The organism is Pseudomonas sp. No.117 (genome assembly GCF_054558395.1).
Genome location: NZ_BAAJNP010000001.1, coordinates 145060 through 169293, shown reverse-complemented (window position 1 = coordinate 169293; position 24234 = coordinate 145060). Strand labels below are relative to the sequence as shown.

Annotated in this window: 23 protein-coding genes; 13 read left to right on the top strand and 10 right to left on the bottom strand. The window is 66.5% G+C overall.

Annotated features, from left to right (window positions below; translation table 11 throughout):
- The first annotated feature begins 28 nt into the window (after window positions 1–28).
- Together ACYJP6_RS00805 and rsd are read left to right on the top strand one after the other, a co-directional pair.
- The gene (locus tag ACYJP6_RS00805; RefSeq protein WP_459472576.1) at window positions 29–514 is read left to right on the top strand and encodes a disulfide bond formation protein B; all 486 of its coding nucleotides are present in this window, start codon (window positions 29–31) and stop codon (window positions 512–514) included.
- A gap of 109 nt (window positions 515–623) precedes the next feature.
- Window positions 624–1100, top strand: a complete 477-nt coding sequence (gene rsd / locus ACYJP6_RS00800) for a sigma D regulator (RefSeq protein WP_145008534.1) — start codon at window positions 624–626, stop codon at window positions 1098–1100.
- On the opposite strand, the gene ACYJP6_RS00795 is transcribed toward rsd, so the two are convergent.
- On the bottom strand, window positions 1097–1561 hold the full coding sequence (locus ACYJP6_RS00795) for a TIGR02444 family protein (RefSeq protein ID WP_459472574.1): 465 nt from the start codon (window positions 1559–1561) through the stop codon (window positions 1097–1099). The genes rsd and ACYJP6_RS00795 overlap by 4 nt on opposite strands.
- Before the next feature lie 47 nt (window positions 1562–1608).
- On the opposite strand from ACYJP6_RS00795, the gene ACYJP6_RS00790 reads away from it, so the two are divergent.
- Genes ACYJP6_RS00790 through ACYJP6_RS00780 form a run of 3 tightly spaced genes read left to right on the top strand, consistent with a single transcriptional unit; the run spans window position 1609 to window position 4740 of the window.
- Entirely contained in the window at window positions 1609–3522 is a 1914-nt protein-coding gene (locus ACYJP6_RS00790) for an ATP-binding cassette domain-containing protein (RefSeq protein WP_459472572.1), read from the top strand.
- The gene (locus tag ACYJP6_RS00785; RefSeq protein ID WP_459472571.1) at window positions 3522–4100 is read left to right on the top strand and encodes a mechanosensitive ion channel domain-containing protein; all 579 of its coding nucleotides are present in this window, start codon (window positions 3522–3524) and stop codon (window positions 4098–4100) included. The genes ACYJP6_RS00790 and ACYJP6_RS00785 overlap by 1 nt, the downstream gene beginning before the upstream one ends.
- Before the next feature lie 4 nt (window positions 4101–4104).
- Entirely contained in the window at window positions 4105–4740 is a 636-nt protein-coding gene (locus tag ACYJP6_RS00780) for a LysE family transporter (RefSeq protein ID WP_459472569.1), read from the top strand.
- Window positions 4741–4752: 12 nt separating this feature from the next.
- Here ACYJP6_RS00780 and ACYJP6_RS00775 read toward each other — a convergent pair whose 3' ends face one another.
- Window positions 4753–5517 (bottom strand): SDR family NAD(P)-dependent oxidoreductase, encoded by a 765-nt coding sequence (locus tag ACYJP6_RS00775; RefSeq protein WP_459472567.1) that lies wholly within the window; start codon window positions 5515–5517, stop codon window positions 4753–4755.
- 100 nt (window positions 5518–5617) lie between these two features.
- On the opposite strand from ACYJP6_RS00775, the gene ACYJP6_RS00770 reads away from it, so the two are divergent.
- On the top strand, window positions 5618–6079 hold the full coding sequence (locus ACYJP6_RS00770) for a YaiI/YqxD family protein (RefSeq protein ID WP_459472565.1): 462 nt from the start codon (window positions 5618–5620) through the stop codon (window positions 6077–6079).
- Here the strand turns inward: ACYJP6_RS00770 and ACYJP6_RS00765 are convergent.
- Window positions 6076–8202, bottom strand: a complete 2127-nt coding sequence (locus tag ACYJP6_RS00765) for a putative bifunctional diguanylate cyclase/phosphodiesterase (RefSeq protein WP_459472563.1) — start codon at window positions 8200–8202, stop codon at window positions 6076–6078. The genes ACYJP6_RS00770 and ACYJP6_RS00765 overlap by 4 nt on opposite strands.
- A 105-nt stretch (window positions 8203–8307) precedes the next feature.
- Complete coding sequence (locus ACYJP6_RS00760; protein WP_459472561.1) at window positions 8308–8862, bottom strand: DedA family protein; 555 nt, start codon at window positions 8860–8862, stop codon at window positions 8308–8310.
- A gap of 263 nt (window positions 8863–9125) precedes the next feature.
- On the opposite strand from ACYJP6_RS00760, the gene hemB reads away from it, so the two are divergent.
- Entirely contained in the window at window positions 9126–10148 is a 1023-nt protein-coding gene (hemB, locus tag ACYJP6_RS00755; RefSeq protein ID WP_459472560.1) for a porphobilinogen synthase, read from the top strand.
- Between the two features lie 9 nt (window positions 10149–10157).
- A complete protein-coding gene (gene ppk1, locus ACYJP6_RS00750; RefSeq protein WP_459472558.1) occupies window positions 10158–12386 on the top strand; it encodes a polyphosphate kinase 1 in 2229 nt (742 codons plus the stop codon).
- An 855-nt stretch (window positions 12387–13241) separates the two neighbouring features.
- On the opposite strand, the gene ppx is transcribed toward ppk1, so the two are convergent.
- The 5 genes from ppx to ACYJP6_RS00725 form a co-directional block, all read right to left on the bottom strand.
- Window positions 13242–14741: an exopolyphosphatase gene (gene ppx / locus ACYJP6_RS00745; RefSeq protein ID WP_459472557.1), complete on the bottom strand. Its 1500-nt coding sequence runs from the start codon at window positions 14739–14741 to the stop codon at window positions 13242–13244.
- Between the two features lie 112 nt (window positions 14742–14853).
- On the bottom strand, window positions 14854–15585 hold the full coding sequence (locus ACYJP6_RS00740) for an amino acid ABC transporter ATP-binding protein (RefSeq protein ID WP_059230506.1): 732 nt from the start codon (window positions 15583–15585) through the stop codon (window positions 14854–14856).
- Window positions 15572–16222, bottom strand: coding sequence for an amino acid ABC transporter permease (locus tag ACYJP6_RS00735; RefSeq protein ID WP_186309242.1), 651 nt, complete (start codon window positions 16220–16222; stop codon window positions 15572–15574). Before ACYJP6_RS00735 ends, ACYJP6_RS00740 begins: the two co-directional genes overlap by 14 nt.
- Window positions 16219–16884: an amino acid ABC transporter permease gene (locus ACYJP6_RS00730; RefSeq protein WP_459472555.1), complete on the bottom strand. Its 666-nt coding sequence runs from the start codon at window positions 16882–16884 to the stop codon at window positions 16219–16221. The genes ACYJP6_RS00735 and ACYJP6_RS00730 overlap by 4 nt, the downstream gene beginning before the upstream one ends.
- 3 nt (window positions 16885–16887) lie before the next feature.
- Window positions 16888–17670 carry a transporter substrate-binding domain-containing protein gene (locus ACYJP6_RS00725; protein ID WP_459472554.1) on the bottom strand — a complete coding sequence of 261 codons (783 nt, stop codon included), beginning with the start codon at window positions 17668–17670 and terminating at the stop codon, window positions 16888–16890.
- A 267-nt stretch (window positions 17671–17937) separates the two neighbouring features.
- Between ACYJP6_RS00725 and ACYJP6_RS00720 the strand changes: the two genes are divergently transcribed.
- The 5 genes from ACYJP6_RS00720 (at window position 17938) to ACYJP6_RS00700 (ending at window position 23122) form a co-directional block, all read left to right on the top strand.
- Window positions 17938–18633 carry a FadR/GntR family transcriptional regulator gene (locus ACYJP6_RS00720; protein ID WP_459472552.1) on the top strand — a complete coding sequence of 232 codons (696 nt, stop codon included), beginning with the start codon at window positions 17938–17940 and terminating at the stop codon, window positions 18631–18633.
- Window positions 18634–18740: 107 nt separating this feature from the next.
- Window positions 18741–19067, top strand: a complete 327-nt coding sequence (gene trxA, locus ACYJP6_RS00715) for a thioredoxin TrxA (protein WP_017639417.1) — start codon at window positions 18741–18743, stop codon at window positions 19065–19067.
- 227 nt (window positions 19068–19294) lie between these two features.
- Window positions 19295–20557: a transcription termination factor Rho gene (gene rho, locus ACYJP6_RS00710; protein ID WP_145008551.1), complete on the top strand. Its 1263-nt coding sequence runs from the start codon at window positions 19295–19297 to the stop codon at window positions 20555–20557.
- 118 nt (window positions 20558–20675) lie between these two features.
- Window positions 20676–22142 carry a 4-hydroxy-3-polyprenylbenzoate decarboxylase gene (gene ubiD / locus ACYJP6_RS00705; RefSeq protein WP_459472550.1) on the top strand — a complete coding sequence of 489 codons (1467 nt, stop codon included), beginning with the start codon at window positions 20676–20678 and terminating at the stop codon, window positions 22140–22142.
- 11 nt (window positions 22143–22153) lie between these two features.
- Complete coding sequence (locus ACYJP6_RS00700) at window positions 22154–23122, top strand: CDP-6-deoxy-delta-3,4-glucoseen reductase (RefSeq protein WP_459472548.1); 969 nt, start codon at window positions 22154–22156, stop codon at window positions 23120–23122.
- 777 nt (window positions 23123–23899) lie between these two features.
- Here ACYJP6_RS00700 and ACYJP6_RS00695 read toward each other — a convergent pair.
- Entirely contained in the window at window positions 23900–24184 is a 285-nt protein-coding gene (locus tag ACYJP6_RS00695) for a hypothetical protein (RefSeq protein ID WP_459472546.1), read from the bottom strand.
- Between the last annotated feature and the right edge of the window lie 50 nt (window positions 24185–24234).

The window sequence follows — 24234 nt, the reverse complement described above, 5'->3', positions numbered from 1 at the left end:
CCAATTCCCTGTTGGAGACGGCGCGTCCGTGACTAGTCCCCGCTTCATCTTCTTGTTCATGGCCGCCACCTGTGCGGTGCTCATGGGCGTCGGTCTCTATCTCGAACACGTGGTTGGTCTCGAGCCTTGTCCGCTGTGCGTCGTGCAGCGGATCTTCTTCATCCTGGTGGGGGTGGTCGCGCTGATCGCCGGCATCCAGGCGCCCGGGCTGCGCGGGCGTCGCATCTACGGCGTGGTCCTGCTGCTGCTGGCCGCCGCTGGCGCCGCCACCGCCGGGCGCCAGGTCTATCTGCAGACGGTGCCGGCGGAAGAGCTGGCGGCCTGCCTGCCCAGCCTCGACTACATGATGCAGGCACTGCCGTTCCAGGAAATCATCCGCCTGGTGCTGCACGGCACCGCCGACTGCGCCGAGGTCAACTGGACCCTGTTCGGCCTGAGCATCCCGGAGTGGAGCCTGCTGGCCTTCGTCCTGCTCATGGCCTTGAGCCTGGTCAAGATCTTTCGCCGCCGCTGAAGCGTTCTCCGAGCAACGGCACTCGCCTGGCGAGACGATGTCGGTATAGTTCCTGATAAACCCGGGTGCGCGCGCCCGGACCGTCTCGCCCGTATAGAGAGCTGCCGTCATGCTAGAAACCTGCCGCAATGCCCAGGAACGCTGGGGTGGGGTCCACCAGCTGATCGACCGCTGGCTGATCGCCCGCCGTGAGCTGGTGACCGCTTACGAAACCCTGGACCTGGAACCGCTGCTGGCCCCGGTGCGGGAACTGAGCGAACTGGAGCGACTGTGCGACATGCTGGTCGACTACATGTCCACCGCGCACTTCGAGATCTACGAGCAACTGGTGGCGGAAGCCCGGGAATTCCAGGACGAGCGCGCCATCGAGTTCGCCGACAGCGTCTACCCGCGCCTGCAGGCGCTCACCGACGCCGCCCTGAACTTCAACGACAGATTCGAACGCGGGGCCTATCGCGACCCGGGTCTGCTGACCATCGAGCTCAAGCTACTGGGGGAAACCCTGCGCGAACGCTTCGAGCTGGAGGATTGCCTCATCGAGGTGCTCCACACCGCCCACCAGCAACCCCGTCTGGCCTCGGTCTAGAACCCGCTCGTCCGCGTCGCCTCGGCGAGCAGGACGAGATCGGCCGCTGCGGCCTGGGGCGGCGCCACGGCGCGCAGCCAGGCGCCGGCCTCGGCGGCGTCGCGGCACGGCCAGTGCGCAGCCAGGCGCGCCAGGCGCGCCAGCTGTTCGCGCTCCGCGGCCAGCTCCAGTCCCTTGAGTTGCTCACGCAGCGCGGCCAGGTCTTCATCCGCGCCGGCTGGGACCTTCCAGGCCTGCCGCAACTGGCGCAGGGGCCGCACCACGGTCTCCTGCCAGTGCGCGGCAGCGGCTTGCAGCCGCTCCAGGCCCCTGGCCGCCAGGGCGCAGCCACGCTGATCGAGCCAGAGCGCCGTCAACACCAGGCAGACATCGGCGCCGGCCTCCTGCAGGCGTAAACAGGCGCCTTCCACGCCGGGCCGGGCGTATACTGCCAGGGCGAATTCCCACAGGTCCTCTTGCATGTCCGTCTCCCCGTTCGTGGGTGGCGGAGCTGCTACACTCCGCCGCCATGATCCGACTACAGAACCTTACTCTACAGCGCGGTCCGCAGCGCCTGCTCGAAAGCGCTGACCTGACCCTGCATCCCGGCCAGAAGGCCGGCCTGATCGGTGCCAATGGCGCCGGCAAGTCCAGTCTCTTCGCCCTGCTGCGCGGCCAACTCGGCGCCGATGCCGGCGACTGCCACATCCCGGCCGCCTGGCGCATCGCCCACATGCGCCAGGAAGTGGACACCCTGGAGCGCCTGGCGGTGGACTACGTGCTGGACGGCGACGTCGAGTTGCGGCGCATCCAGCGCGAGCTGGCCGCCGCCGAGGCGGCCCAGGACGGCACCGCCCTGGGTCGGCTGCATGCCGACTTCGAGGCGGCCGACGGCTATACCGCCGATGCCCGAGCGCGCAAGCTGCTCGCAGGGTTGGGCTTCACCGCGGCGCAGATGGAGCGCCAGGTCGGCGACTTCTCCGGTGGCTGGCGGATGCGCCTGAACCTGGCCCAGGCGCTGATGTGTCCCTCGGACCTCTTGCTGCTGGACGAACCGACCAACCACCTGGATCTGGACGCCATCCTCTGGCTGGAGGACTGGCTCAAGGGCTACCCGGGAACCCTGATCCTCATCTCCCACGACCGCGACTTCCTCGATGCCGTGGTCGATCACGTGGTCCACCTGGACCAGCAGCGCCTCACCCTCTATCGCGGCGGCTATTCCAGCTTCGAGCGTACCCGCGCCGAGCGCCTGGCGCAGCAGCAGCAGGCCTACGACAAGCAGCAGGCCCAGCGCGCCCACATGGAAAAGTACATCGCCCGCTTCAAGGCCCAGGCGACCAAGGCCCGCCAGGCGCAGAGCCGGATCAAGGCCCTGGAACGCCTGGAGGAACTGGCGCCGGCCCATGTCGACTCGCCCTTCGAATTCGTCTTCCGCGAGGCGGACAAGCTGTCCAGCCCGCTGCTGGATCTCGCCGAGGGTCGCCTCGGCTATGGCGAGACCACCATCCTGCACCCGGTCAAGCTGCAGCTGGCGCCGGGCGCGCGCATCGGCCTGCTCGGCCCCAACGGCGCCGGCAAGTCGACCCTGATCAAGACCCTGGCCGCGGAGCTGGAGCCCCTTGGCGGCCGCCTGCAGCGTGGCGAGAACCTGGCGATCGGCTACTTCGCCCAGCACCAGCTCGACTCCCTGGACGCCAAGGCCAGTCCGTTGCTGCACCTGCAGCGTATCGCCCCCGGCGAGCGCGAGCAGGGCCTGCGCGATTTCCTCGGCGGCTTCGACTTCCGCGGTCCGCGCTGTGACGAGGCGGTGCTGAATTTCTCCGGTGGCGAGAAGGCGCGCCTGGCCCTGGCGCTGATCGCCTGGCAGAAGCCCAACCTGCTGTTGCTGGACGAACCCACCAACCACCTGGACCTGGACATGCGCCTGGCCCTGACCCTGGCCCTGCAGGAATTCGCCGGGGCGGTGCTGGTGGTCTCCCACGACCGCCACCTGCTCAAGAGCACCACCGACGAATTCCTGCTGGTGGCCGACGGCAAGGTGCAGGCCTTCGATGGCGACCTGGATGACTACAGCCGCTGGCTGGTGGACTTCCGCGCTCGCCAGGAGCCGAACGCCGCCCCTGGCGTCGGCACCCCGCTCGACAAGACCGATCGCAAGGCCCAGCGCCAGGCTGCTGCGGCGCTGCGCCAGCAACTGGCGCCGCTGAAGAAGGCCGCCGACAAGCTGGAGGCGGAACTGGGCAAGGTGCAGGAAAAACTCGCCGCCCTGGAGGCCCGGCTGGGCGACAGCGGCCTCTACGACGCCGGGCGCAAGGACGAGCTGCGCCAGGCGCTGGCCGACCAGGCGGCGGCCAAGACCCGTGAAGCCGAGCTGGAAGAGCAGTGGCTGGAGGCCCTGGAGCGCCTGGAAGAGCTGCAAGCCGAACTCGAGGGGGCCTGATGACGGAGTGGCTGCACACCTGGCTGCCCGGCTGGGGCGACTACCTGCTGGTGGCCGGCCAGGTCGCCCTGGTCCTGCTCATCGGCTACGTCCTGCAGCGCTTCGTGGCGCGGGCCGTCACCGGCCTCGGCGAGCGCTATCCGCTGCCGCCGCAGATCGTCCTGGGGCTGCGCGGCACCCTGCGCTGGCTGATCATGGGCAGCGCCATCCTCATGGCGCTGGAGCGCTTCGGGGTCTCTGCGGCAGTGCTCTGGACGGCCATTTCCGGCTTCGTCGCGGTGGCCGCGGTAGCCTTCTTCGCCATCTGGAGCGTACTCTCCAACCTGTTCTGCGCGGTGCTGATCTTCACCGTCGGCCCCTTCCGCCTGGGCGATCGCATCGAGGTGCTGGATGCCTCCGACAAGCCCGGCATCAAGGGTCGGGTGGTGGCCATCAACATGCTCTTCGTGACCCTGCAGGAACTCGACGAGCAGCAGGAGAGCGCCCTGGTGCAGATTCCCAATACCCAGTTCTTCCAGAAGTCGGTGCGGCGCTGGCGCGATGCCGACGGTTCCTTCGATTTCCATCTCGACAGGTGAGCTCATGAGTCTGCAGGTCTGGACCGGTTTCTTCATTGCCTGCTGGATGATCAGCCTGTCGCCGGGTGCCGGCGCCATCGCCTCCATGAGCGCCGGCGTGACCCTGGGCTTTCGCCGCGGCTACTGGACCGCCATCGGCCTGCAGCTGGGGCTGGCCCTGCAGATCGCCGTTGTCGCGGTCGGCGTCGGCGCCCTGCTGGCGACCTCCCAACTGGCCTTCACCCTCATCAAGTGGTTCGGCGTGGCCTATCTCGCCTACCTGGCCATCCGCCAGTGGCGCGCGGCGCCCATGGACCTGGGTGCCCAGGTGGCCGGTGAGCGGGCGCCGCCGCGGATCGGCGCCCTGGTGCTGCGCGGCTTCCTGGTCAACGTCAGCAACCCCAAGGCGCTGATCTTCATGCTCGCGGTGCTGCCCCAGTTCGTCGATCCCCAGGCGCCCCTGACCGCCCAGTACCTGATCATCGGGGTGACCATGGTCACCGTCGACCTGATCGTGATGGCGGGCTATACCGGCCTGGCTGCGCGGGTGCTGACCCTGCTGCGGACGCCGCGGCAGCAGCGGTTGACCAACCGGGTCTTCGCCAGCCTGTTCCTCGCCGCGGCGGCCTTGCTGTCCACGGTCAGGCGCGCGGCGCTCTGACCGCGGGTCTCGCTACCAGACCACTGGCTGGCCCTGCCAGTCCCAGAAACTGCCGGTGGCGGCCGGGCCCTGCGCGGCCAGTACCTCCAGCAGGCGCTCCGCCGCGTAGGCGGGCGTGAACAGTCGCTCGGCCGGCACCCGCGCCTGGAAGGGGCGTGACAGCGCGGTATCCGTGGTGCCGGGATGCAGCGCCAGCACACAGCTCTCGGGATTGAGCCGCTGGAGTTCGATGCTGGCGCAGCGCAGGCCCTGGTTGAGGGCGGCCTTGGCCATGCGGTAGCCGAACCAGCCGCCCAGGTGGTTGTCGCCGATGGAGCCAACCCGGGCCGACAGCGCCGCGATCTGGCAGGGGTGGCGGCCCTTGAGCAGCGGAGTCAGCTGCCTGATCAGCAGCACCGGCAAGACGGCATTGGCCAGATAGCTTTCTAGCAGGCCGGCCTGGTCCACCTGCGCCAGGCTCTTCTCGGCCCGCGCCTGCGCGCCCTGCAACCGCCCCGAGGCGCACAGCAGCAGGTCCAGGCGCGGGGTGGGCGCCGCCAGTCGGGAGACCAGCTCGGTCTCGTTCAGAACGTCGACATCGAGGCGGCGCAGGCGGTCGCCATGGCGCCGCTGCAGTGCGGTCAGGCCCTCGTGAGCTGCGACCTGGCGGGCGCAGGCCCAGACCAGGGCGACGTCCTCACGCGCCAGCAGGTGTTCGCACAGGGCCAGCCCGAGGCCGCCGGTGGCGCCGTACACCAGGGCCTGGGCGGGCTGCTCCAGGCGTTGCCAGAAGGTCATGGGCGGGCTCCTGTCGATTGGTCATCCCTGTCCGACCACGCCGCTGCGCTGGGGTGCGCCGCCAGGGCGCGGTATCCTGGGCTTTTGCCGGAGAACGCCCGTGATCCTGTGGATCGATGCCGATGCCTGTCCACGCGCCGCCAAGGAGCTGGTCTGCAAGTTCGCCCTCAAGCGCAAGCTGGAGGTGGTGCTGGTGGCCGGCCAGCCGCAGGTCAAGCCGCCTTTCGCCTGCGTCCGCCTGGTGGTGGTACCCAGTGGCCCGGACGCCGCCGACGACCATCTGGTCGAACAGGCGCAGCCCGGCGACCTGGTGATCTGCAGTGACATCCCGCTGGCCGATCGGCTGGTCAAGAAGGGCGTGGCGGCGCTCGATCCGCGCGGCCAGGAATTCGACGAGCGCAACATGGGCCAGCGCCTGGCGATGCGCAACCTCATGGCCGATCTGCGCGACCAGGGGCAGATGGGCGGTGGCCAGGCCGGCTACGGCGAGCGGGATCGGCAGGCCTTCGCCAATGCGCTGGACCGGCTGCTCACCCGACTCCAGCGCCGCGCGGCGGACTAGGCCGGAATGGCCGTCACGCTCGACGGCTGCTGCTCCAGCCAGGCGCGCAGCTGCGGCAGGGGCATCGGCCGGCCGAACAGATAGCCCTGCATGAAGTTGCAGCCATTGGCCTGCAGGAATTGCCGCTGCTCGACGGTCTCCACCCCTTCGGCGACCACGTTGAGGCCCAGCTTGTGCGCCATGGCGATGATCGCCCCGGCGATCGCCATGTCCCTGTCCTGGTTGGGGATGGTACGGACGAAACTGCGATCCACCTTGAGCGAGTCCACCGGCAGCCGGCTCAGGTAGGCCAGCGAGGAGTAGCCGCTGCCGAAGTCGTCGATGGATACCCGCACGCCCAGGCTGCGGATATCGGCGATCACCGCGATGGCCACGTTGAGGCTGTGCATCAGGGCGTTCTCGGTCACCTCGAGGATCAGCGCCGAGGCGGGCAGGTCCTCGGCCTGCAGTGCCCGGGCGATGGCCTGGGGCAACAGGCGATCGCTCAGGTTCAGGGCCGAACAGTTCACCGATACCCTCAGCCGCGAGTGCCCTTCGCGATGCAACTGGGCGAGATCGGCGCAGGCCTGGCGCAGCACCCAGCCATCCAGCTCGGCGATCAGCCCGGTCTCTTCGGCGACGCGCACGAAGCGCTCGGGACTCAGCGGACCGAGCACCGGATGCTGCCAGCGGACCAGGGCTTCCAGGCCCACGGGGTCGCCCCCGATGTCGACGATGGGCTGATAGGCCACGTGCAGCCCACCCTGGGCCAGGGCATGGCGCAGGTCCATCTCCAGGCTGAGCAGGTCGTCGGCCTCGCGCTGGAGCTCGGTGGTGAATCTCTGGCTGCGGTTGCGACCGCTGCGCTTGCAGTGGCCGACCGCCAGGCCGGCGCTGCGCAGCAGCTGGCCGGCGTTGGCGCCATCCTGGGGATAGTGGGCGATGCCCAGGCTGAAGGTCATGGCGAGGCGCTGGCCGGCCAGCTCGAAGGGCGGGCGCAGTTGCTCGAGCAGGCGCACGGCCAGGGGCTGGCTGTCACCGCGGGTGCCCAGCGGCAGCAGCAGGCTGAATTCGTCGCCGGCATAGCGGGCCAGGGGCAGGTCGTTCTCCAGCACCGCGCGAATCCGCTGCGCCATCTGGATCAGCAGTTCGTCGCCGAGGGCATGCCCCAGGCTGTCGTTGACGCGCTTGAAGTGGTCGATGTCCAGCATCAGCAGGGCGAACTGCTCGCCGGTCCGCGCCTGGCCGATGGCCCGGTCGACGGTCTGGATGAAGCTGGCCCCGTTGAGCAGGTGGGTCAGGGGATCGTGCAGGGTGATCTGGTCGAGAGTGGTGGAGACCCGCTCCAGGCGCAGACGCTGGGCATGGAAGCGTTCGCCGGCCCAGGCGGCGAGCAGGCCGACCATGATGATGAATAGCGTGCCCAGGGCGATGCCCATGCCCAGCTCCAGGTGCTGGCTCATTTCCGCCAGGTCTTCCGGCTGGAAGCCGATGGGGACCGCCAGGGTCAGGGCGGCCATGCCGGTGAAATGCATGGAGACGATGGCGAAACCCAAGCTCAGACTGCCCAGCAGGCGCAGCCAGACGGTCCTGAGGCCGGTCCTGCCGCGCAGGCGGAAGGCCAGCAGCAGGGCGCCCAGCGAGGCGAGGCTGGCGATCATTACCGAGACCACGACCAAGGCCGGATCATAGAGCTGCACGGCCACCGAATGCATGGCCAGCATGCCGGTGTAGTGCATGGCGGCGATGCCCAGTCCCGCCGCCAGGGCGGCGAGCAGGTATTGCAGGGTGGTCAGGCGTTCGCGACCGATCAGGTGCATGACCGTGTAGGACACGGCGATGGCGATCAGCAGCGAAGCCAGGGTGTCGAGAGGCGCGTAATGCACATGGATGCCGATCTTGAACGACAGCATGGCGAGGAAGTGCATGGACCAGATACCGCCACCGAGGGCGATGGCACCGATCAGCTTGGCCAGTTCGCTACCGCGCCGCGAGCGACTGCTGGTCACCCAGTCGGCCATGGCCAGGGCGGTATAGCCGGCGGCGCTGGCGATCAGGTAGGAGAGCACCACGAGCACGCCTTCGTAGCCGTTGGCGTCCATGACCTGATAGCCAGGGGGAAGCAAGGTGGAGAAATTCAGCATGCTCAATCGCCAGCTTGCCGCAGGGGCGCTAAGAGAGGTTGATGCTCAGGACATCGGCAGGGACGGCCGACGCTTTAATCCGCTCGACGGGCGTAGCGGTCGGACTCAGGTCTTGGGCGCGCGGCTGCGTCGCCACAGCCAGAGCAGCAGGCCGATCACCACCAGGCCACCCAGCACCATCAATTCGTAACGCTTGAGGTTGCCCAACACGCCCTCGAGGACGGCGCCGAAGTGATAGGCGGCGTAGCCGAGAACCGCGGCCCAGACGATGGCGCCGATGCCATTGAGCACAAGATAGCGCACCGGCGGATAGCCCGATAGGCCGATCGCCACCGGCATTACCGTGCGCAGGCCATAGACGAAGCGAAAGCTCAGCACCCAGAGATCCGGATGGCGACGGATGTGCGCCAGCGCCTTTTCCCCGGCAGCCTCCCACTTGGGCTTGCGCGCCAGCAGCTTGCGGCCATGCCGGCGACCGAGGAAATACCAGAGCTGATCGCCGGCGTAGCTGCCACAAAAGGCCACCAGGATGACGGTCTGGATGTTCATGTAGTCGCGAAAGGCGAGAAAGCCGGCCAGCACCAGAATGGTTTCGCCTTCGAAAAAAGTCCCTAGAAAGAGGGCGAAATAGCCGAAATCGTGGAGGAATTGCTGGAGCATTCGGCACTACACGAGGTGAACGGAGATGGCGCAGCCTACCCCGGTTGGCGTCTGGAAAGAAAGTGTGACGGACTTCCGTCCGCCGGATGCCAGACGGTCAGCGCCCGATTTCGCTGCGACCCTGTGTCACGCCGCCCCCGGCCGGCGTCTGCCTTGGATAGGACCTATAGGCACACCATATTGTCATCTGCTGTTACCAATCGGTCATGATTGTGGCCTATAACCCATCACACTGACCCGTGGTCCGGGTCTGGGAGTCGATCGTGAGTTTTACCCCCATCAGCCGTAGCTACCCCGCCACTCGCATGCGCCGTCAGCGCCGCGACGACTTTTCCCGTCGTCTGATGCGCGAGCATGTGCTGACGGTGGATGACCTCATCCTGCCGGTCTTCGTGCTGGACGGCGAAGGCCGCCGCGAAGCCATTCCCTCCATGCCCGGGGTCGAGCGGCTGTCCATCGACCTGCTGCTGGAAGAGGCCGCCGAGCTGGTGGCGCTGGGGATTCCGGCCGTCGCCCTGTTCCCGGTCACCCCGACCGAGCGCAAGTCGCTGGACGGCGCCGAGGCCTACAACCCCGAGGGCATCGCCCAGCGTGCCACCCGCGCCCTGCGCGAGCACTTCCCCGAACTGGGGGTGATCACCGACGTCGCCCTGGATCCCTTCACCACCCATGGCCAGGACGGCATCCTCGACGAGCGCGGCTATGTGCTCAACGACATCTCGGTCGAGGTGCTGGTCAAGCAGGCGCTGTCCCACGCGGCCGCCGGCGCCCAGGTGATCGCCCCGTCGGACATGATGGACGGGCGCATCGGTGCTATCCGCACCGCCCTGGAAGACGCCGGCTATCACAACGTGCAGATCATGGCCTACTCGGCCAAGTACGCCAGCGCCTACTATGGGCCTTTCCGCGACGCCGTCGGCTCGGCCGCCAACCTGGGCAAGGGCAACAAGGCCACCTACCAGATGGATCCGGGCAACAGCGACGAGGCCCTGCACGAGATCGCCGGGGACCTGGCCGAGGGGGCCGACTCGGTGATGGTCAAGCCGGGCATGCCCTATCTGGACATCGTCCGTCGGGTCCGCGAGGAATTCCGCGTGCCGACCTTCGTGTACCAGGTGAGCGGCGAGTACGCCATGCACATGGCCGCGATCCAGAACGGCTGGCTGGCCGACGCCGTCATCCTCGAATCGCTCTTGGCCTTCAAGCGCGCCGGGGCCAACGGCATCCTCACCTATTTCGCCAAGCGCGCCGCCCAACAACTTCGCCAGGGGCCATCGCGTTCCTAAGGAGCTTCAATGAGTAGCCAAGGTTTCGTCGAAACCGATCTGCAGCAAGCGGCCACCGCCGAAACCCTGGGCGAGGCCCAGGAGGCGGTCGCGCTGGACGTCGAGGTGGCGCAGCCCGTCGCCGTGGCGGAGGTCCCCGCGGTGCCTGCCGCCCCGGCGGCCAACGTGGATGACAGCAGCCTCTACATCCATCGCGAGCTGTCGCAGCTGCAGTTCAACATCCGGGTGCTGGAACAGGCCCTCGACGAATCCTATCCGCTGCTCGAGCGGCTCAAGTTCCTGCTGATCTTCTCCAGCAACCTGGACGAGTTCTTCGAGATCCGCGTGGCGGGCCTGAAGAAGCAGATCGCCTTCGCCCGTGAGCAGGCCGGCGCCGACGGCCTGCTGCCGCACCAGGCGCTGGCGCGCATCAGCGACATCGTCCACGGCCAGGTGGAGCGGCAGTACGCCATCCTCAACGACGTCCTGCTGCCGGCCCTGGCCGAGCAGCAGATCCGCTTCATCCGCCGGCGCTACTGGGACGCCAAGATCAAGGCCTGGGTGCGCAAGTTCTTTCGCGACGAGATCGCGCCGATCATCACCCCCATCGGCCTGGATCCGACCCACCCCTTCCCGCTGCTGGTGAACAAGAGCCTCAACTTCATCGTCGAGCTGGAGGGCATGGACGCCTTCGGCCGCGACTCGGGCCTCGCCATCATCCCGGCGCCGCGCCTGCTGCCGCGCATCATCCGGGTCCCGGAGGAGGTCGCCGGGCCGGGCGACAACTATGTATTCCTGTCGTCGATGATCCATGCCCATGCCGACGATCTGTTCCCTGGCATGAAGGTCAAGGGCTGCTTCCAGTTCCGCCTGACCCGTAACGCCGACCTCTCGGTGGACACCGAGGACGTCGAGGACCTGGCGCGCGCCCTGCGCGGCGAGCTGTTCTCGCGCCGCTACGGCGATGCCGTGCGGGTTGAGGTGGTGGACATCTGCCCGAAGCACCTCACCGACTACCTGCTCAAGCAATTCGGCCTGGGTGAAAGCGAGCTGTACAAGGTCAACGGTCCGGTCAACCTGACCCGGTTGTTCTCCATCACCGGACTGGCCAGCCATCCGGAGCTGCAGAACGCCCCCTTCACCCCGACCATTCCCAAGCTGCTGCAGAAGAAGGACAACCTCTTCAACGTGCTGGGCAAGCTCGATGTGCTGCTGCTGCACCCCTTCGAGTCCTTCACCCCGGTGATCGACCTGATGCGTCAGGCCGCCAAGGATCCCAACGTCCTGGCGATCAAGCAGACGCTCTACCGCAGCGGCGCCAACTCCGAGATCGTCGACGCCCTGGTGGATGCGGCACGCAGTGGCAAGGAGGTGACCGCGGTCATCGAACTGCGCGCGCGCTTCGACGAAGAATCCAACCTGCAGCTGGCCAGCCGCCTGCAGCAGGCCGGCGCCGTGGTCATCTACGGCGTGGTGGGGTTCAAGACCCACGCCAAGATGATGCTCATCCTGCGCCGCGAGAACGGCGAGCTGCGCCGTTACGCCCACCTGGGCACCGGCAACTACCACGCCGGCAACGCCAAGCTGTACACCGACTACAGCCTGCTGACCGCCGACGTGGCCCTCACCGAGGACGTGCACAAGCTGTTCAACCAGCTGATCGGCATGGGCAAGACCCTGCGCATGAAGAAGCTGCTGCACGCGCCCTTCACCCTGAAGAAGAACCTGCTGGAAATGATCAACCGCGAGGCGGTGGCGGCCAGCGAAGGGCGTCCGGCGCAGATCATGGCCAAGATCAACGGCCTGACCGATCCCAAGGTGATTCGCGCCCTCTACAAGGCCAGCCAGGCCGGGGTGAAGATCGACCTGGTGGTGCGCGGCATGTGCTGCCTGCGGCCGGGCGTGCCGGGCGTGTCCCACAACATCCAGGTGCGCTCCATCATCGGCCGCTTCCTGGAGCACAGCCGCATCTACTACTTCCTCAATGGTGGCGACGAGAAGCTCTATCTCTCCAGCGCCGACTGGATGGAGCGCAACCTCGACATGCGCGTCGAGACCTGCTTCCCGGTGGAGGGCAAGAAGCTCATCAGCCGGGTCAAGAAGGAGCTGGAAGGCTATCTCACCGACAACACCCAGGCCTGGGTGCTGCAGGAAGACGGCAGCTACGTGCGCCAGTCGCCCACCGGCAACCAGAACGCCCGCAGCGTGCAGGCGACGCTGCTGGAGCGGCTGGCCAGTCCGGTGGTGAATACGCGCTGAGGGGTAAGGTCTAGGCCGCCCTAGGTTGACTATCGTAGGTTGGGCTGAGCGTTAGCGAAGCCCAACAATGTGGAGTCGTTACTAGGTGCCGGCTTATGGGTGCATTCGCTGATTATCGAGTGTTTTGATGGTTTTGTTTCACCCACCCGGGCGAGTCACTTTTTGCAGTCGCGCAAAAAGTAACCAAAAACGCTTGCCCCGACCATCCGGCCCTCCGCTGCGCTCCGGGTCCGCTCACACCAGCGCCGTTCCGGGGTCGGTCCAGATGGGCCGTCCCTGGCCCACTGGACCTCTCGCCGCATCCCTGCGGCTCGACCCACTCCACGACACTGGCGCTCGCCCTCCTGAACGGGACGATTCGCCAGCCTGAAAGTATTGGTTGAATAACCCATAGCGTGGACAACGGCTAAGTCTTGTCCACTGATGGCTTAGGTGCCTCCTGTGGAAAACGCTGCGCGGTTTTCCACGCTACGAATCTCTATGGGTTCTCCCTGAAAACACAAATTCCCAGGCTTGCGTCCGTCCCCGTCAGTGAGGCCGAGTGTAGGTGTCGCGAAGGGGGATGCGAGGCAGGACGCCGAGCAAGGCGCGAGGGGCAGGAGGCCCCTTCGTGCCGTGCCCCCGGAGCGGCACCGGAGCGAGGGGACCCGGAGCGGAGCGGAGGGCCGAAACGTGGGGACAGCGTTTTTGGTTACTTTTGTCGCGACTGGCAAAAGTGACTCGCCCGAGGGGGCGAAACAAGAACCATCAAAGCACTCGATAAACAGCTAGGGGCACCCATACACCCAAGGTGCAAATTTGAAGTCTCGTACCGTTGGGCTTCGCTCCGCTCAACCCAACCTACGAAAAATCCCCTCAGCGCACGCTCAACCTGTATCCCACTCGCTCCAGCCACTGGGCTTCCAGCTCGAAGTCGGCCTGGGTGAGGGGGTTCTCCGCCAGCCAGCCATCGGGGAATTGCACGTCCAGGCTGCGCTCGCCGGCGCTGAGCTGGACGTCCGGGATGCTCTTGTGGCGGATGTGGTGGAAGAGGATGGCGAAGCGCAGCAGCAAGGTCAGGCGTAGCAGCGGCTCGCCTTCCGGGCCCAGCTCCTGCAGGCGCTCCTGGGGGATGTTGCGGCGGTGGCCGCGCACTAGCAGCGCCAGGGCCTGCTGGTCGCGGCGGGAGAAGCCGGGCAGGTCCGAGTGCTCGATGAGGTAGGCACCGTGCTTGTGGTACTGGTAGTGGGCGATGTCCAGGCCGACGCCGTGCAGCCGGGCCGCCCAGCGCAGCAGTTCGGCGTGGTTCTCGTCGGTCAGGCCCCAGGCGGTGGCGACCTGTGCCAGGGACTTGAGGGCGCGCTTTTCCACGCGCTCGGCGTGACGCTGATCGACGTGGTAGCGCTCGGCCAGGCCCTTGAGGGTGCGCTCGCGCACGTCCTCGTGGCTGTGCCGGCCGATCATGTCGTAGAGCACCCCTTCGCGCAGGGCGCCTTCGGAGAGGTGGATCTCCTGCAGCTCCAGCGCCTTGAACAGGGCCTCGAGGATGGCCAGGCCACCGGGCAGGATGGCGCGGCGATCCGGTTTCACGCCATCGATGTTGAGCAGGTTGATGTCGCCCTGCTTGAGCAGCTTGCGCTTGAGCCACTCGATGCCGTCCGGGGTGATCTCGCCATTGCCACGGCCGGCCGCCTGGATCGCCAGGGCCACCGCGCGGATGGTGCCGGAGGCGCCCAGGGCCTGGTGCCAGCCCATCTCGCGCAGGCCCTGGTCGATGTTCATCAGTTCCAGGCGCGCGGCGGTGTAGGCACGGGCGTATTGGGCCGCGTTGATCTTGCCGTCGGCGAAGAACCTCTTGGTGAAGCTGACGCAACCCATCTGCAGGCTCTCGCGCTGCAGGGTCTCGAAACGTTGGCCGATGATGAATTCGGTGCTGCCGCCGCCGATGTCGGTCACCAGGCGGCGTCCGGGCACGTCGGGCATGGAGTGGGAGACGCCCAGGTAGATGAGGCGCGCCTCCTCGCGACCGGAGATGACCTCCACCGCATGGCCGAGCACGGCTTCGGCGCGCTGGATGAATTCGGCGCGATTGCGCGCCTCGCGCAGGGCGTTGGTGCCCACCACCCGCACGGTACCGCGCGGCATGCCGGCGATCAGCTGGGCGAAGCGGCGCAGGCAGTCGAGGCCGCGCTGGATGGCTTCTTCGCTGAGCAGGCGCGACTCGTCGAGGCCGGCGGCCAGCTGGATCTTTTCGCCCAGCCGCTCAAGGATGCGGATCTCCCCGTGGAAGTTGCGCGCCCGGACGATATGGAAGCTGTTCGACCCCAGGTCAATGGCGGCGATCAGTTCATGGGGTTCGGCTGGCGAAGGCTGCATCTGGAGGCTCTCGGCGATAAACCGCGCCATCGTGCCAGCTAGCCGGTGACAGCTTCAAGCGCACAGCGGTTACGGTTGCGCAAAGTGGCAGAACAAATAGGGTTTTTCCGCCTCAGGAGGCCACCTGGCCAATGAACTGGGCCAGTTCCGGCGTCTGCGGGCGGGCGAACAGCTCCTGGGGGTGACCGCTCTCGTGGACCTTGCCCTGGTGCATGAACACCAGCTTGTCGCCCACCTCGCGGGCGAATCTCATCTCGTGGGTGACCATGATCAGCGTCATGCCCTCGCTGGCCAGCTGCTTGACCACGGCGAGCACCTCGTTGACCAGCTCCGGGTCCAGCGCCGAGGTGATCTCGTCGCACAGCAGCACCTTGGGTGACATGGCCAGGGCGCGGGCGATGGCCACCCGCTGCTGCTGGCCGCCGGACAGCCGATCCGGATAGCTGTCGAACTTTTCCCCCAGGCCGACCCGCTCGAGCATCTGCCGGGCCAGGGCGCGGGCTTCGTCCTTGCTGGTCTTCTTCACCACCTGGGGTGCCAGCATCACGTTCTCGCCCACGGTGAGATGGGGGAAGAGATTGAACTGCTGGAAGACCATGCCGACCTTCTGCCGCAGCGACCTCAGGTTGACCCGGGCGGCGTCCAGGTATTCGCCATCCACCTCGATGACGCCGTCGTTGATCGATTCCAGGCCGTTCAGGGTACGCAGCAGGGTGCTCTTGCCCGAGCCGCTCTTGCCGATGATGGCCACCACCTGGCCTTCCTCGACGGTCAGGTCGATGCCCTTGAGCACATGATGATTGCCATAGTGTTTGTGCAGGGCGGTCACTCTAAGCAGCGGCATGCAGTCTCCTTTCCAGCCAGCGTGCGGCCAGCGACAGCGGGTAGCAGAGGATGAAGTAGCCCAGGGCGGCGAGGCCATAGACGGTGAAGGGCTGGTAGGTGGCATTGGCGAGCATGCCGCCGATCTTGGTCAGCTCGGTGAAGCCGATGATGGAGGTCACCGCCGTGCCCTTGACCACCTGCACCGAGAAGCCCACGGTGGGGGCCACGGCGATGCGCAGCGCCTGCGGCAGGATGACGTGGCGCAGCTGTTCGAAGCGGGTCAGCGCCAGGCTTTCCGAGGCTTCCCACTGGCCATGGGGAATGGCCTCGACGCAGCCGCGCCAGATCTCGGCGAGGTAGGCGCTGGTGAACAGCGTCAGGGCCACGCCGGCCGCCAGCCAGGCGGGGATTTCCAGGCCCAGCAGCGAGATGCCGAAGAACACCAGGAACAGCTGCATCAGCAGCGGCGTGCCCTGGAACAGCTCGATGTGCAGCTTGGCCAGCAGCCGGGGCGCCTGCAGCGGCGACAGGCGCGCCCAGAGCACCAGCAGGCCGGCCAGGCCGCCGCCGGCAAAGGCCGCCAGCGACAGGATGAGGGTCCAGTACAGCCCGGTGCCCAGGTTGCGGACGATGTCCCAGAGGGTGAAGTCCATCAGCGGCCTCCCTGGATGAAGCGCCGACCGATCCAATGCAGCAACTGGCGCACGCCGATGGCCATGACCAGGTAGAGCAGGGTGGTCAGCAGATAGGTTTCGAAGGCGCGGAAGTTGCGCGACTGGATGAAGTTGGCGGCGAAGGTCAGTTCCTCGGTGGAGATCTGCGAACAGACCGCCGAGCCGAGCATCACGATCACCACCTGGCTCGACAGCGCCGGCCAGACCTTGGCCAGGGCGGGCCTGAGGATCACGTGGCGGAAGGTCTCGGCGCGGGTCATGGCCAGCGCCGCGGCGGCTTCCAGCTGACCGCGGGGCACCGCCTGGATGCCGGCGCGGATGATTTCAGTGGAATAGGCGCCCAGGTTGATCACCATGGCCAGCACCGCCGCCTGCCATTCGCTGATGTGCACGCCCAGCGAAGGCAGGCCGAAGAAGATGAAGAACAGCTGGATCAGGAAGGGGGTGTTGCGGATCAGTTCGACATAGACCCCGAACACCCGGTCGAAGGGCTTGAGCCGCCAGGCGCGGCAGACCGCGCCCAGAATGCCCAGCGCGATCCCCAGCACCGCGCCGATGGCGGTCAGCTCCAGGGTGAACAGGGCGCCCTTGAGCAGCAGGTCACCCTGCTGCAGTACCGGCTGGAAGTCGAACTGATAGGCCATGCCTTACATGTCCTTGGGCAGCGGCTGGCCCAGCCACTTCTCGGCCTGGCGATCCAGGCTGCCATCGGCGCGGGCGGCGTCGATGATGCTGTCCAGCTTGGCCTTCAGCGCCGGCTCGTTCTTGGCCAGGCCGATGTAGTTGGGCGAATTCTTCAGGGTGATCTTCATCTCCGGGGCGCGCTCGGGCTTCTTCTCGGCGATGGCGGCCATCACCGAGCTGCCGCTGGCGATGAATTCGGTCTGGCCGGCGAGGTAGGCGGCGATGGTGGCGTTGTTGTCCTCGAAACGCTTGATCACCGCATCCTTGGGCGCCACCTTGCTCAGCTCCATGTCCTCGATGCCGCCGCGGGTCACGGCGATGGTCTTGCCGGCCAGTTCCTCGGGCTTGCTCAGGGTGCTGCCCTTGGCGCCGAAGACGCCGAGGAAGAAGGGCGCATAGGGCTTGCTGAAGTCGATGACCTGCTCGCGCTCGGGATTCTTGCCTAGGCTGGAGATGACCATGTCCACCTTGCCGGTGGTCAGGAAGGGAATGCGGTTGGTGCTGGTGACCGGCGTCAGCGCCAGCTTGACCCCCAGCTTGTCGGCCACCAGTTGGGCGGTGTCGATGTCCAGGCCGCGCGGCTTGAGGTCCGGGCCCACGGTACCGAAGGGCGGGAAGTCCTGGGGCACGGCGATGCGTACCGTGCCGCGCTGCTGGATATCGGCCAGCTGATCGGCCTGGGCGGGAGCGTGCAGGGCGGTCAGGCCCAGGGCGAACAAGGAAAGGGCGGTCCAGCGCTTGAGCATGACGAGACTCCGGAAGCAGGATGGGATGGCTCTGCCCAGTGCATTTCATGTGCCAGCATCCCCGCGGCTGCCCACGGAAGGCGTCAGGCCTGGAGATTGGTCTTACTGGTCTGAACAGTTGGCGAGCGGGCGCGGGCTTCTGTCCAGGCGGCGTGAGCCGCTTTGGTGCGCGGCTCCCGCCCCGTGCTCCGGGATGGGGCCGCGCTTGAACTGTGCGGAAAATCGGCATAAAAGGCGAACTTCCGGACTGACTGGCCTGACCACGCCATGCCCCTCGCTGCCACCCGCGCCGTACCCCAATATGCCGTCGATGCCATTCGCCGGCTGATCGAGACCGAAGGCTATGCGCCCGGTGCGGCCCTGCCGGCGCAACGCGAGCTGGCCGAACGCCTGGGCGTCAGTCGTGCCTCCCTGCGCGAGGCGCTGTCCACCCTCAGTGCCCTGGGCCTGGTCAGCGTCCAGCCCGGGCGTGGCGTCTATGTGCAGGAGGCGAGCGGCGCGGCGGACGGGCAATGGCCCTTCGCCGACGAGGTGACGGCGGCCCACGTCTTCCAGTTGCGCTTCGCCCTGGAAGGCTTCGCCGCGGGACTGGCCGCCGTGACCCTGAGCCCGGCCGACCTGGACCGGCTGGACGACAACCTCGGCGCCCTGCACCGGGCATTGCGGGCGAACGAGCTGGAACAGGCGGCCGTGCTGGATTTCGATTTCCATCGCCAGTTGCTGCTGGCCGCGGACAATCCGACCATGCTCGCGGTCATCACCACCAGCCCCGAGCGCTTCCACGAGAGTCAGAAACTGCCCTTCGTCCGCCCCGAGCGGGCGCTGGAGACCTGGCAGGAGCATCGGCGCATCCTGCGGGCGCTGACCCGGCGCTCGCCGGCGGCCGCGCAGAAGGCCATGCGCGAACATATCCGCAATGCGGCGCTGCGCAGCGGAACCCCCTTCCCGGTGCCCGCTGTCTAATATCAATACCCGTCATAGCCACCATCAATGTTCGAATGCTTTCGAAGTGGCGGCAGCAGGGCTATCATGGCGGTACTTCAAGTCGCACCCGAATTCGGAGAGAGTCAATGAGCGAATACATCACCAACGTCAGCGACGCCAGCTTCGAGCAGGACGTGCTCAAGTCTGACAGCCCCGTGCTGGTCGACTACTGGGCCGAATGGTGCGGTCCGTGCAAGATGATTGCCCCCGTGCTGGACGAGATCGCCAAGGACTACCAAGGCAAACTCAAGGTCTGCAAGCTGAACATCGACGAAAACCAGGACACCCCGCCCAAGTACGGCGTGCGTGGTATCCCGACCCTGATGCTGTTCAAGAACGGCGCGGTCGAGGCCACCAAGGTCGGTGCCCTGTCCAAGTCGCAACTGGCCGCCTTCCTCGACGCCAACGTCTAAGCGTCCAGCCGAAAGCCCCGCCCCGCGGGGCTTTTTTCTGCCTGGACGGCTGGACGCGCACCGGGGTAGGTGCTAGATTCCAGCCCACGACCCCAGCTAGCGGGTCGTCTTCTCATCTGCTGTAGCCGTCTGTTCTCCTCTTCAGAACACATCCCGCGACGCTAATCTCGCATCCGGCCGCTCAGCTCGAATCCCTCCTTCGCCTCTTCTCACGTCAACATACGTCTATGAATCTGACCGAACTCAAGCAAAAGCCCATCACGGAACTGTTGGAAATGGCGGATGCCGCGGGCTTGGAAAACATGGCCCGGTCCCGCAAGCAGGACATCATCTTCGCGCTGCTCAAGAAGCATGCGAAAGGTGGCGACGAGATTTCCGGAGATGGCGTGCTGGAGATACTGCAGGACGGCTTCGGCTTCCTGCGTAGCGCCGACTCCTCCTACCTGGCCGGCCCCGACGACATCTATGTCTCGCCCAGCCAGATTCGCCGCTTCAACCTGCGTACCGGCGACACCATCATCGGCAAGATTCGTCCGCCGAAAGAAGGCGAGCGCTACTTCGCGCTGCTCAAGGTCGACACCATCAACTTCGACCGTCCGGAAAACGCCAAGAACAAGGTGCTGTTCGAGAACCTCACGCCCCTGTTCCCCAACAAGCGCCTGACCATGGAGGCCGGCAACGGCTCCACCGAAGACCTCACCGGTCGGGTCATCGACCTCTGCGCCCCCATCGGCAAGGGTCAGCGCGGCCTGATCGTCGCGCCGCCCAAGGCCGGCAAGACCATCATGCTGCAGAACATCGCGGCCAACATCACCCGCAACAATCCCGAGTGCTACCTCATCGTGCTGCTCATCGACGAGCGTCCCGAGGAAGTGACCGAGATGCAGCGCACCGTGCGCGGCGAAGTGGTGGCCTCCACCTTCGACGAACCGCCGACCCGCCACGTGCAGGTCGCCGACATGGTGATCGAGAAGGCCAAGCGCCTGGTCGAGCACAAGAAGGACGTGGTCATCCTGCTGGACTCCATCACCCGCCTGGCGCGTGCCTACAACACCGTGATCCCCAGCTCCGGCAAGGTGCTCACCGGTGGTGTCGACGCCCACGCCCTGGAGAAGCCCAAGCGCTTCTTCGGTGCCGCCCGTAACATCGAGGAAGGTGGCAGCCTGACCATCATCGCCACCGCGCTGGTGGAAACCGGCTCGAAGATGGACGAGGTGATCTACGAGGAATTCAAGGGTACCGGCAACATGGAATTGCCCTTGGAGCGCCGCATCGCCGAGAAGCGCGTCTTCCCGGCCATCAACATCAACAAGTCCGGCACGCGCCGCGAAGAGCTGCTCACCGATGAGGAAGAGCTGTCGCGGATGTGGATTCTGCGCAAGATCCTGCATCCGATGGATGAGATCGCCGCCATCGAATTCATGCTCGACAAGTTGCGCCAGACCAAGACCAACAACGAGTTCTTCGACTCGATGAAGCGCAGCAAGTAAGGCGCTTGACAAGCAAAGGCCGGGTTATCCCGGCCTTTCGCGTTTCTGGTCGGCGGCTTTCTCGTCCGCCGGGCAAACCGGTAGACTGCTGGACTTTCCCGAGCGTCGAAGAGGCCGCATGCAATACCGAGATCTGCGTGACTTCATCCGCAGCCTGGAGCAGCGTGGTGAATTGAAGCGCGTGACCGCCCCGGTCTCGCCGATCCTCGAAATGACCGAAATCTGCGACCGCACCCTGCGCAAGCAGGGCCCGGCGCTGCTGTTCGAGAATCCCGTGGGCTTTTCCATGCCCGTGCTGGGCAACCTGTTCGGCACGCCGCAGCGCGTGGCCCTGGGCATGGGCGCCGAGGACGTCGGCGCCCTGCGCGAGATCGGCAAGCTGCTGGCCTTCCTCAAGGAGCCCGAGCCGCCCAAGGGGCTGAAGGATGCCTGGTCCAAGCTGCCGATCTACAAGAAGGTCATCAGTATGGCACCCAAGGTGCTCAAGGATGCGCCCTGCCAGGAGGTGATCGAGGAGGGCGAGGCGGTCGACCTGGGCAAGCTGCCGATCCAGCATTGCTGGCCGGGCGACGTGGCACCACTGATCACCTGGGGCCTGACCGTCACCCGTGGTCCCAACAAGGAACGCCAGAACCTCGGTATCTATCGCCAGCAGGTCATCGGCCGCAACAAGCTGATCATGCGCTGGCTGAGCCATCGCGGGGGCGCCCTGGATTTTCGCGAATGGTGCCAGAAGCACCCTGGCCAACCCTATCCGGTGGCCGTGGCCCTGGGCGCCGATCCGGCCACCATCCTCGGCGCGGTCACGCCGGTGCCCGACACTCTCTCCGAGTACGCCTTCGCAGGTCTCTTGCGCGGCAGTCGCAGCGAGCTGGTCAAGTGCGTGGGCAATGACCTGCAGGTACCGGCCAGTGCGGAGATCGTGCTGGAAGGGGTCATCCATCCGGGCGAGACGGCGCCGGAGGGCCCCTATGGCGACCATACCGGCTACTACAACGAGGTCGATACCTTCCCGGTGTTCACCGTGGAGCGCATCACGCGCCGCCGCGACCCCATCTACCACAGCACCTACACCGGGCGGCCGCCGGACGAGCCGGCCATCCTCGGCGTGGCGCTCAACGAAGTCTTCGTGCCCATCCTGCAGAAGCAGTTTCCCGAGATCGTCGACTTCTACCTGCCGCCGGAAGGCTGCTCCTACCGCATGGCGGTGGTGACCATCAAGAAGCAGTACCCCGGCCACGCCAAGCGGGTGATGCTGGGGGTCTGGTCGTTCCTGCGACAATTCATGTACACCAAGTTCGTTATCGTCACCGACGACGACATCAATGCGCGCGACTGGAACGACGTCATCTGGGCGGTCACTACGCGCATGGATCCCAAGCGCGATACCGTGATGATCGACAACACCCCCATCGACTACCTGGACTTCGCCTCGCCGATCTCCGGGCTGGGCTCGAAGATGGGCCTGGATGCCACCCACAAGTGGCCAGGCGAGACCACGCGGGAGTGGGGGCGGGCGATCGTCAAGGACGACGCCGTGGTCAAACGGGTGGACGAGATGTGGTCCAGTCTCGGGATCGATTAACGGAGACGACGATGAAGGTCACCCTGCAGCCCTCGGGGGCGGTACTGCACACCCAGCCCGGGGAGGCGATCCTGGCGGCGGCGCAGCGCCTTGGCTACAGCGGTCCGCACAGCTGTCGCAACGGCAATTGCCAGCTCTGCGCGGCGTTGTTGGTGGAAGGCCAGGTCGACCAGCGCGGCCAGGTCGCCGACCATGGCGAGATCTATGTCTGCGTGGCCGTGCCCCTGACCGATTGCCAGCTGCAGTGGGACGGCGTGCTGGCCCCCGGCGAGTTGCCGGTGCGCAAGCTGGCCTGCCAGGTGGTGGCGCTGGACGACGTCGGTGGCGACGTGCGCCGCGTGCGACTGCGCGCTCCCGCTGGACGTCCGCCGCGCTATCACGCCGGCCAGTATCTGATGATCGCCCGCGACGACGGCAAGCAGTCGGCCTTTTCCCTGGCATCGGCGCCGCACCAGGGGCGCGAGCTGGAGTTGCACGTACTGGCCCGCGAGGCCAGCAGCCAGGCGCTGCTGGCGCAACTCGAGTGCCAGGGCATGGCCCAGGTCGAGCTGCCCTATGGTGATGCGCACCTGGCCGAATTGCCCGACGGCCCCCTGGTCCTGATCGCCGCCGGCACCGGCATGGCGCAGATGCACAGCCTGATCGAAGACGCCCGCACCCGCGGCTTCGCGCATCCGGTGCACCTCTATTGGGGCGCGCGGACACCGGAAGACTTCTATACCGTCGAGGCCTGGGACGAGTGGGCGCAGCTGCCCGACCTCACCCTCAACCGGGTGGTGAGCGATGCCTGTGGCTGGGAGGGTCGCTGCGGCCTGCTGCACGAAGCGGTACGCGCCGACTTCACCGACCTGAGCGGCCTGTATGTCTATGCCAGCGGCTCGCCGGCCATGGTCTACGCCACCCTGGATGCCCTGGTGGATGCGGGCATGGACGCGCACCAGATGCGCGCCGACGTCTTCGCCTACGCGCCGCGCAGCTGAAGCCTGTCGCGGCCTTGGCGTGGTGGCGATAGGGCTAGTATGGAAAGCGGTCTTCTTTAGCTGGGGATTCGTTGCCTGGTCAGCCCCTCACTCCAACCCTCTCCCGTGGGGAGAGGAGGCTGTTCGAGCAGGGGGTCGTTATCGTTAGCTCAACGGGGACGCTTGTTCGAGTCTGAGGTGCCATCCGTGCAGTCGGCTTTCACAGCGGTGAGCACGGTAGGGCGGAAAACGGCGAAGCCTTTTCCGCCTGAAACTCTTCGCCGGCATTGCCCTCACCCCAACCCTCTCCCGTGGGGAGAGGGTGTTGTTCGAGCAGGGGGGGCGTTGTCGTTAGCTCAACGGGAACGCTGATTCGAGTCTGAGGTGCCATCCGCGCAGTCGGCTTTCACAGCGGTGAGAACGGTAGGGTGGAAAACGGCGGAGCCTTTTCCGCCTGAAACTCTTCGCCTGCATCCCCCTCACCCCAACCTTCCCCAAGGGAGAGGGGGCTGTTTGGACAAGTGCTAAGCCTAAGCCATCGCTCAGGTCCGACTCGGCGTTTTACCAGAAGGAGGGCGACGCCACCCAAGGTGGCACCGTACCGTCCCCTCTCCTCAAGGGAGAGGAGGCTGTTTGGACAAGTGCCTGAACCTAAGCCCTCGCCCAGATCCGACTCGGCGTTTGACCAGAAGGAGGGCGACGCCACCCAAGGTGGCGCCGTACCGCCCCCTCTCCCGCTGGGAGAGGGCTGGGGTGAGGGTAGGCCGTGGAGCCTGGCCACCCGGTCGCTACAACATCTCAGCTTTCGAATCGCTGCACCCGGGGGCCGCGTTGGCGCAGGTCGGCGAGGCTTTCCGCGCTCAGCGTCCCCACCGCCCGATCCAGATCGCGCTGCAGGTCCTTGATCACGGTGGCCAGCGTGGCCTGGCATTCCAGGTTGCAGAGGGGGATCGCCTTGGTGACGGTGACCGCACGTGCTGTGTCGGTGACGGTGAACAGCAGGGTGCGGTCGGCGCGGCGGGGGACGGCCAGGCAGGAGTGCGGACTGAAGGCGGTGATCAGCGTATCTATGGCGTTTTGCATGGGCAGGTCGTCCTTGGCATGACCGTGAAAGCGTCCGAGTCAGACGGTCC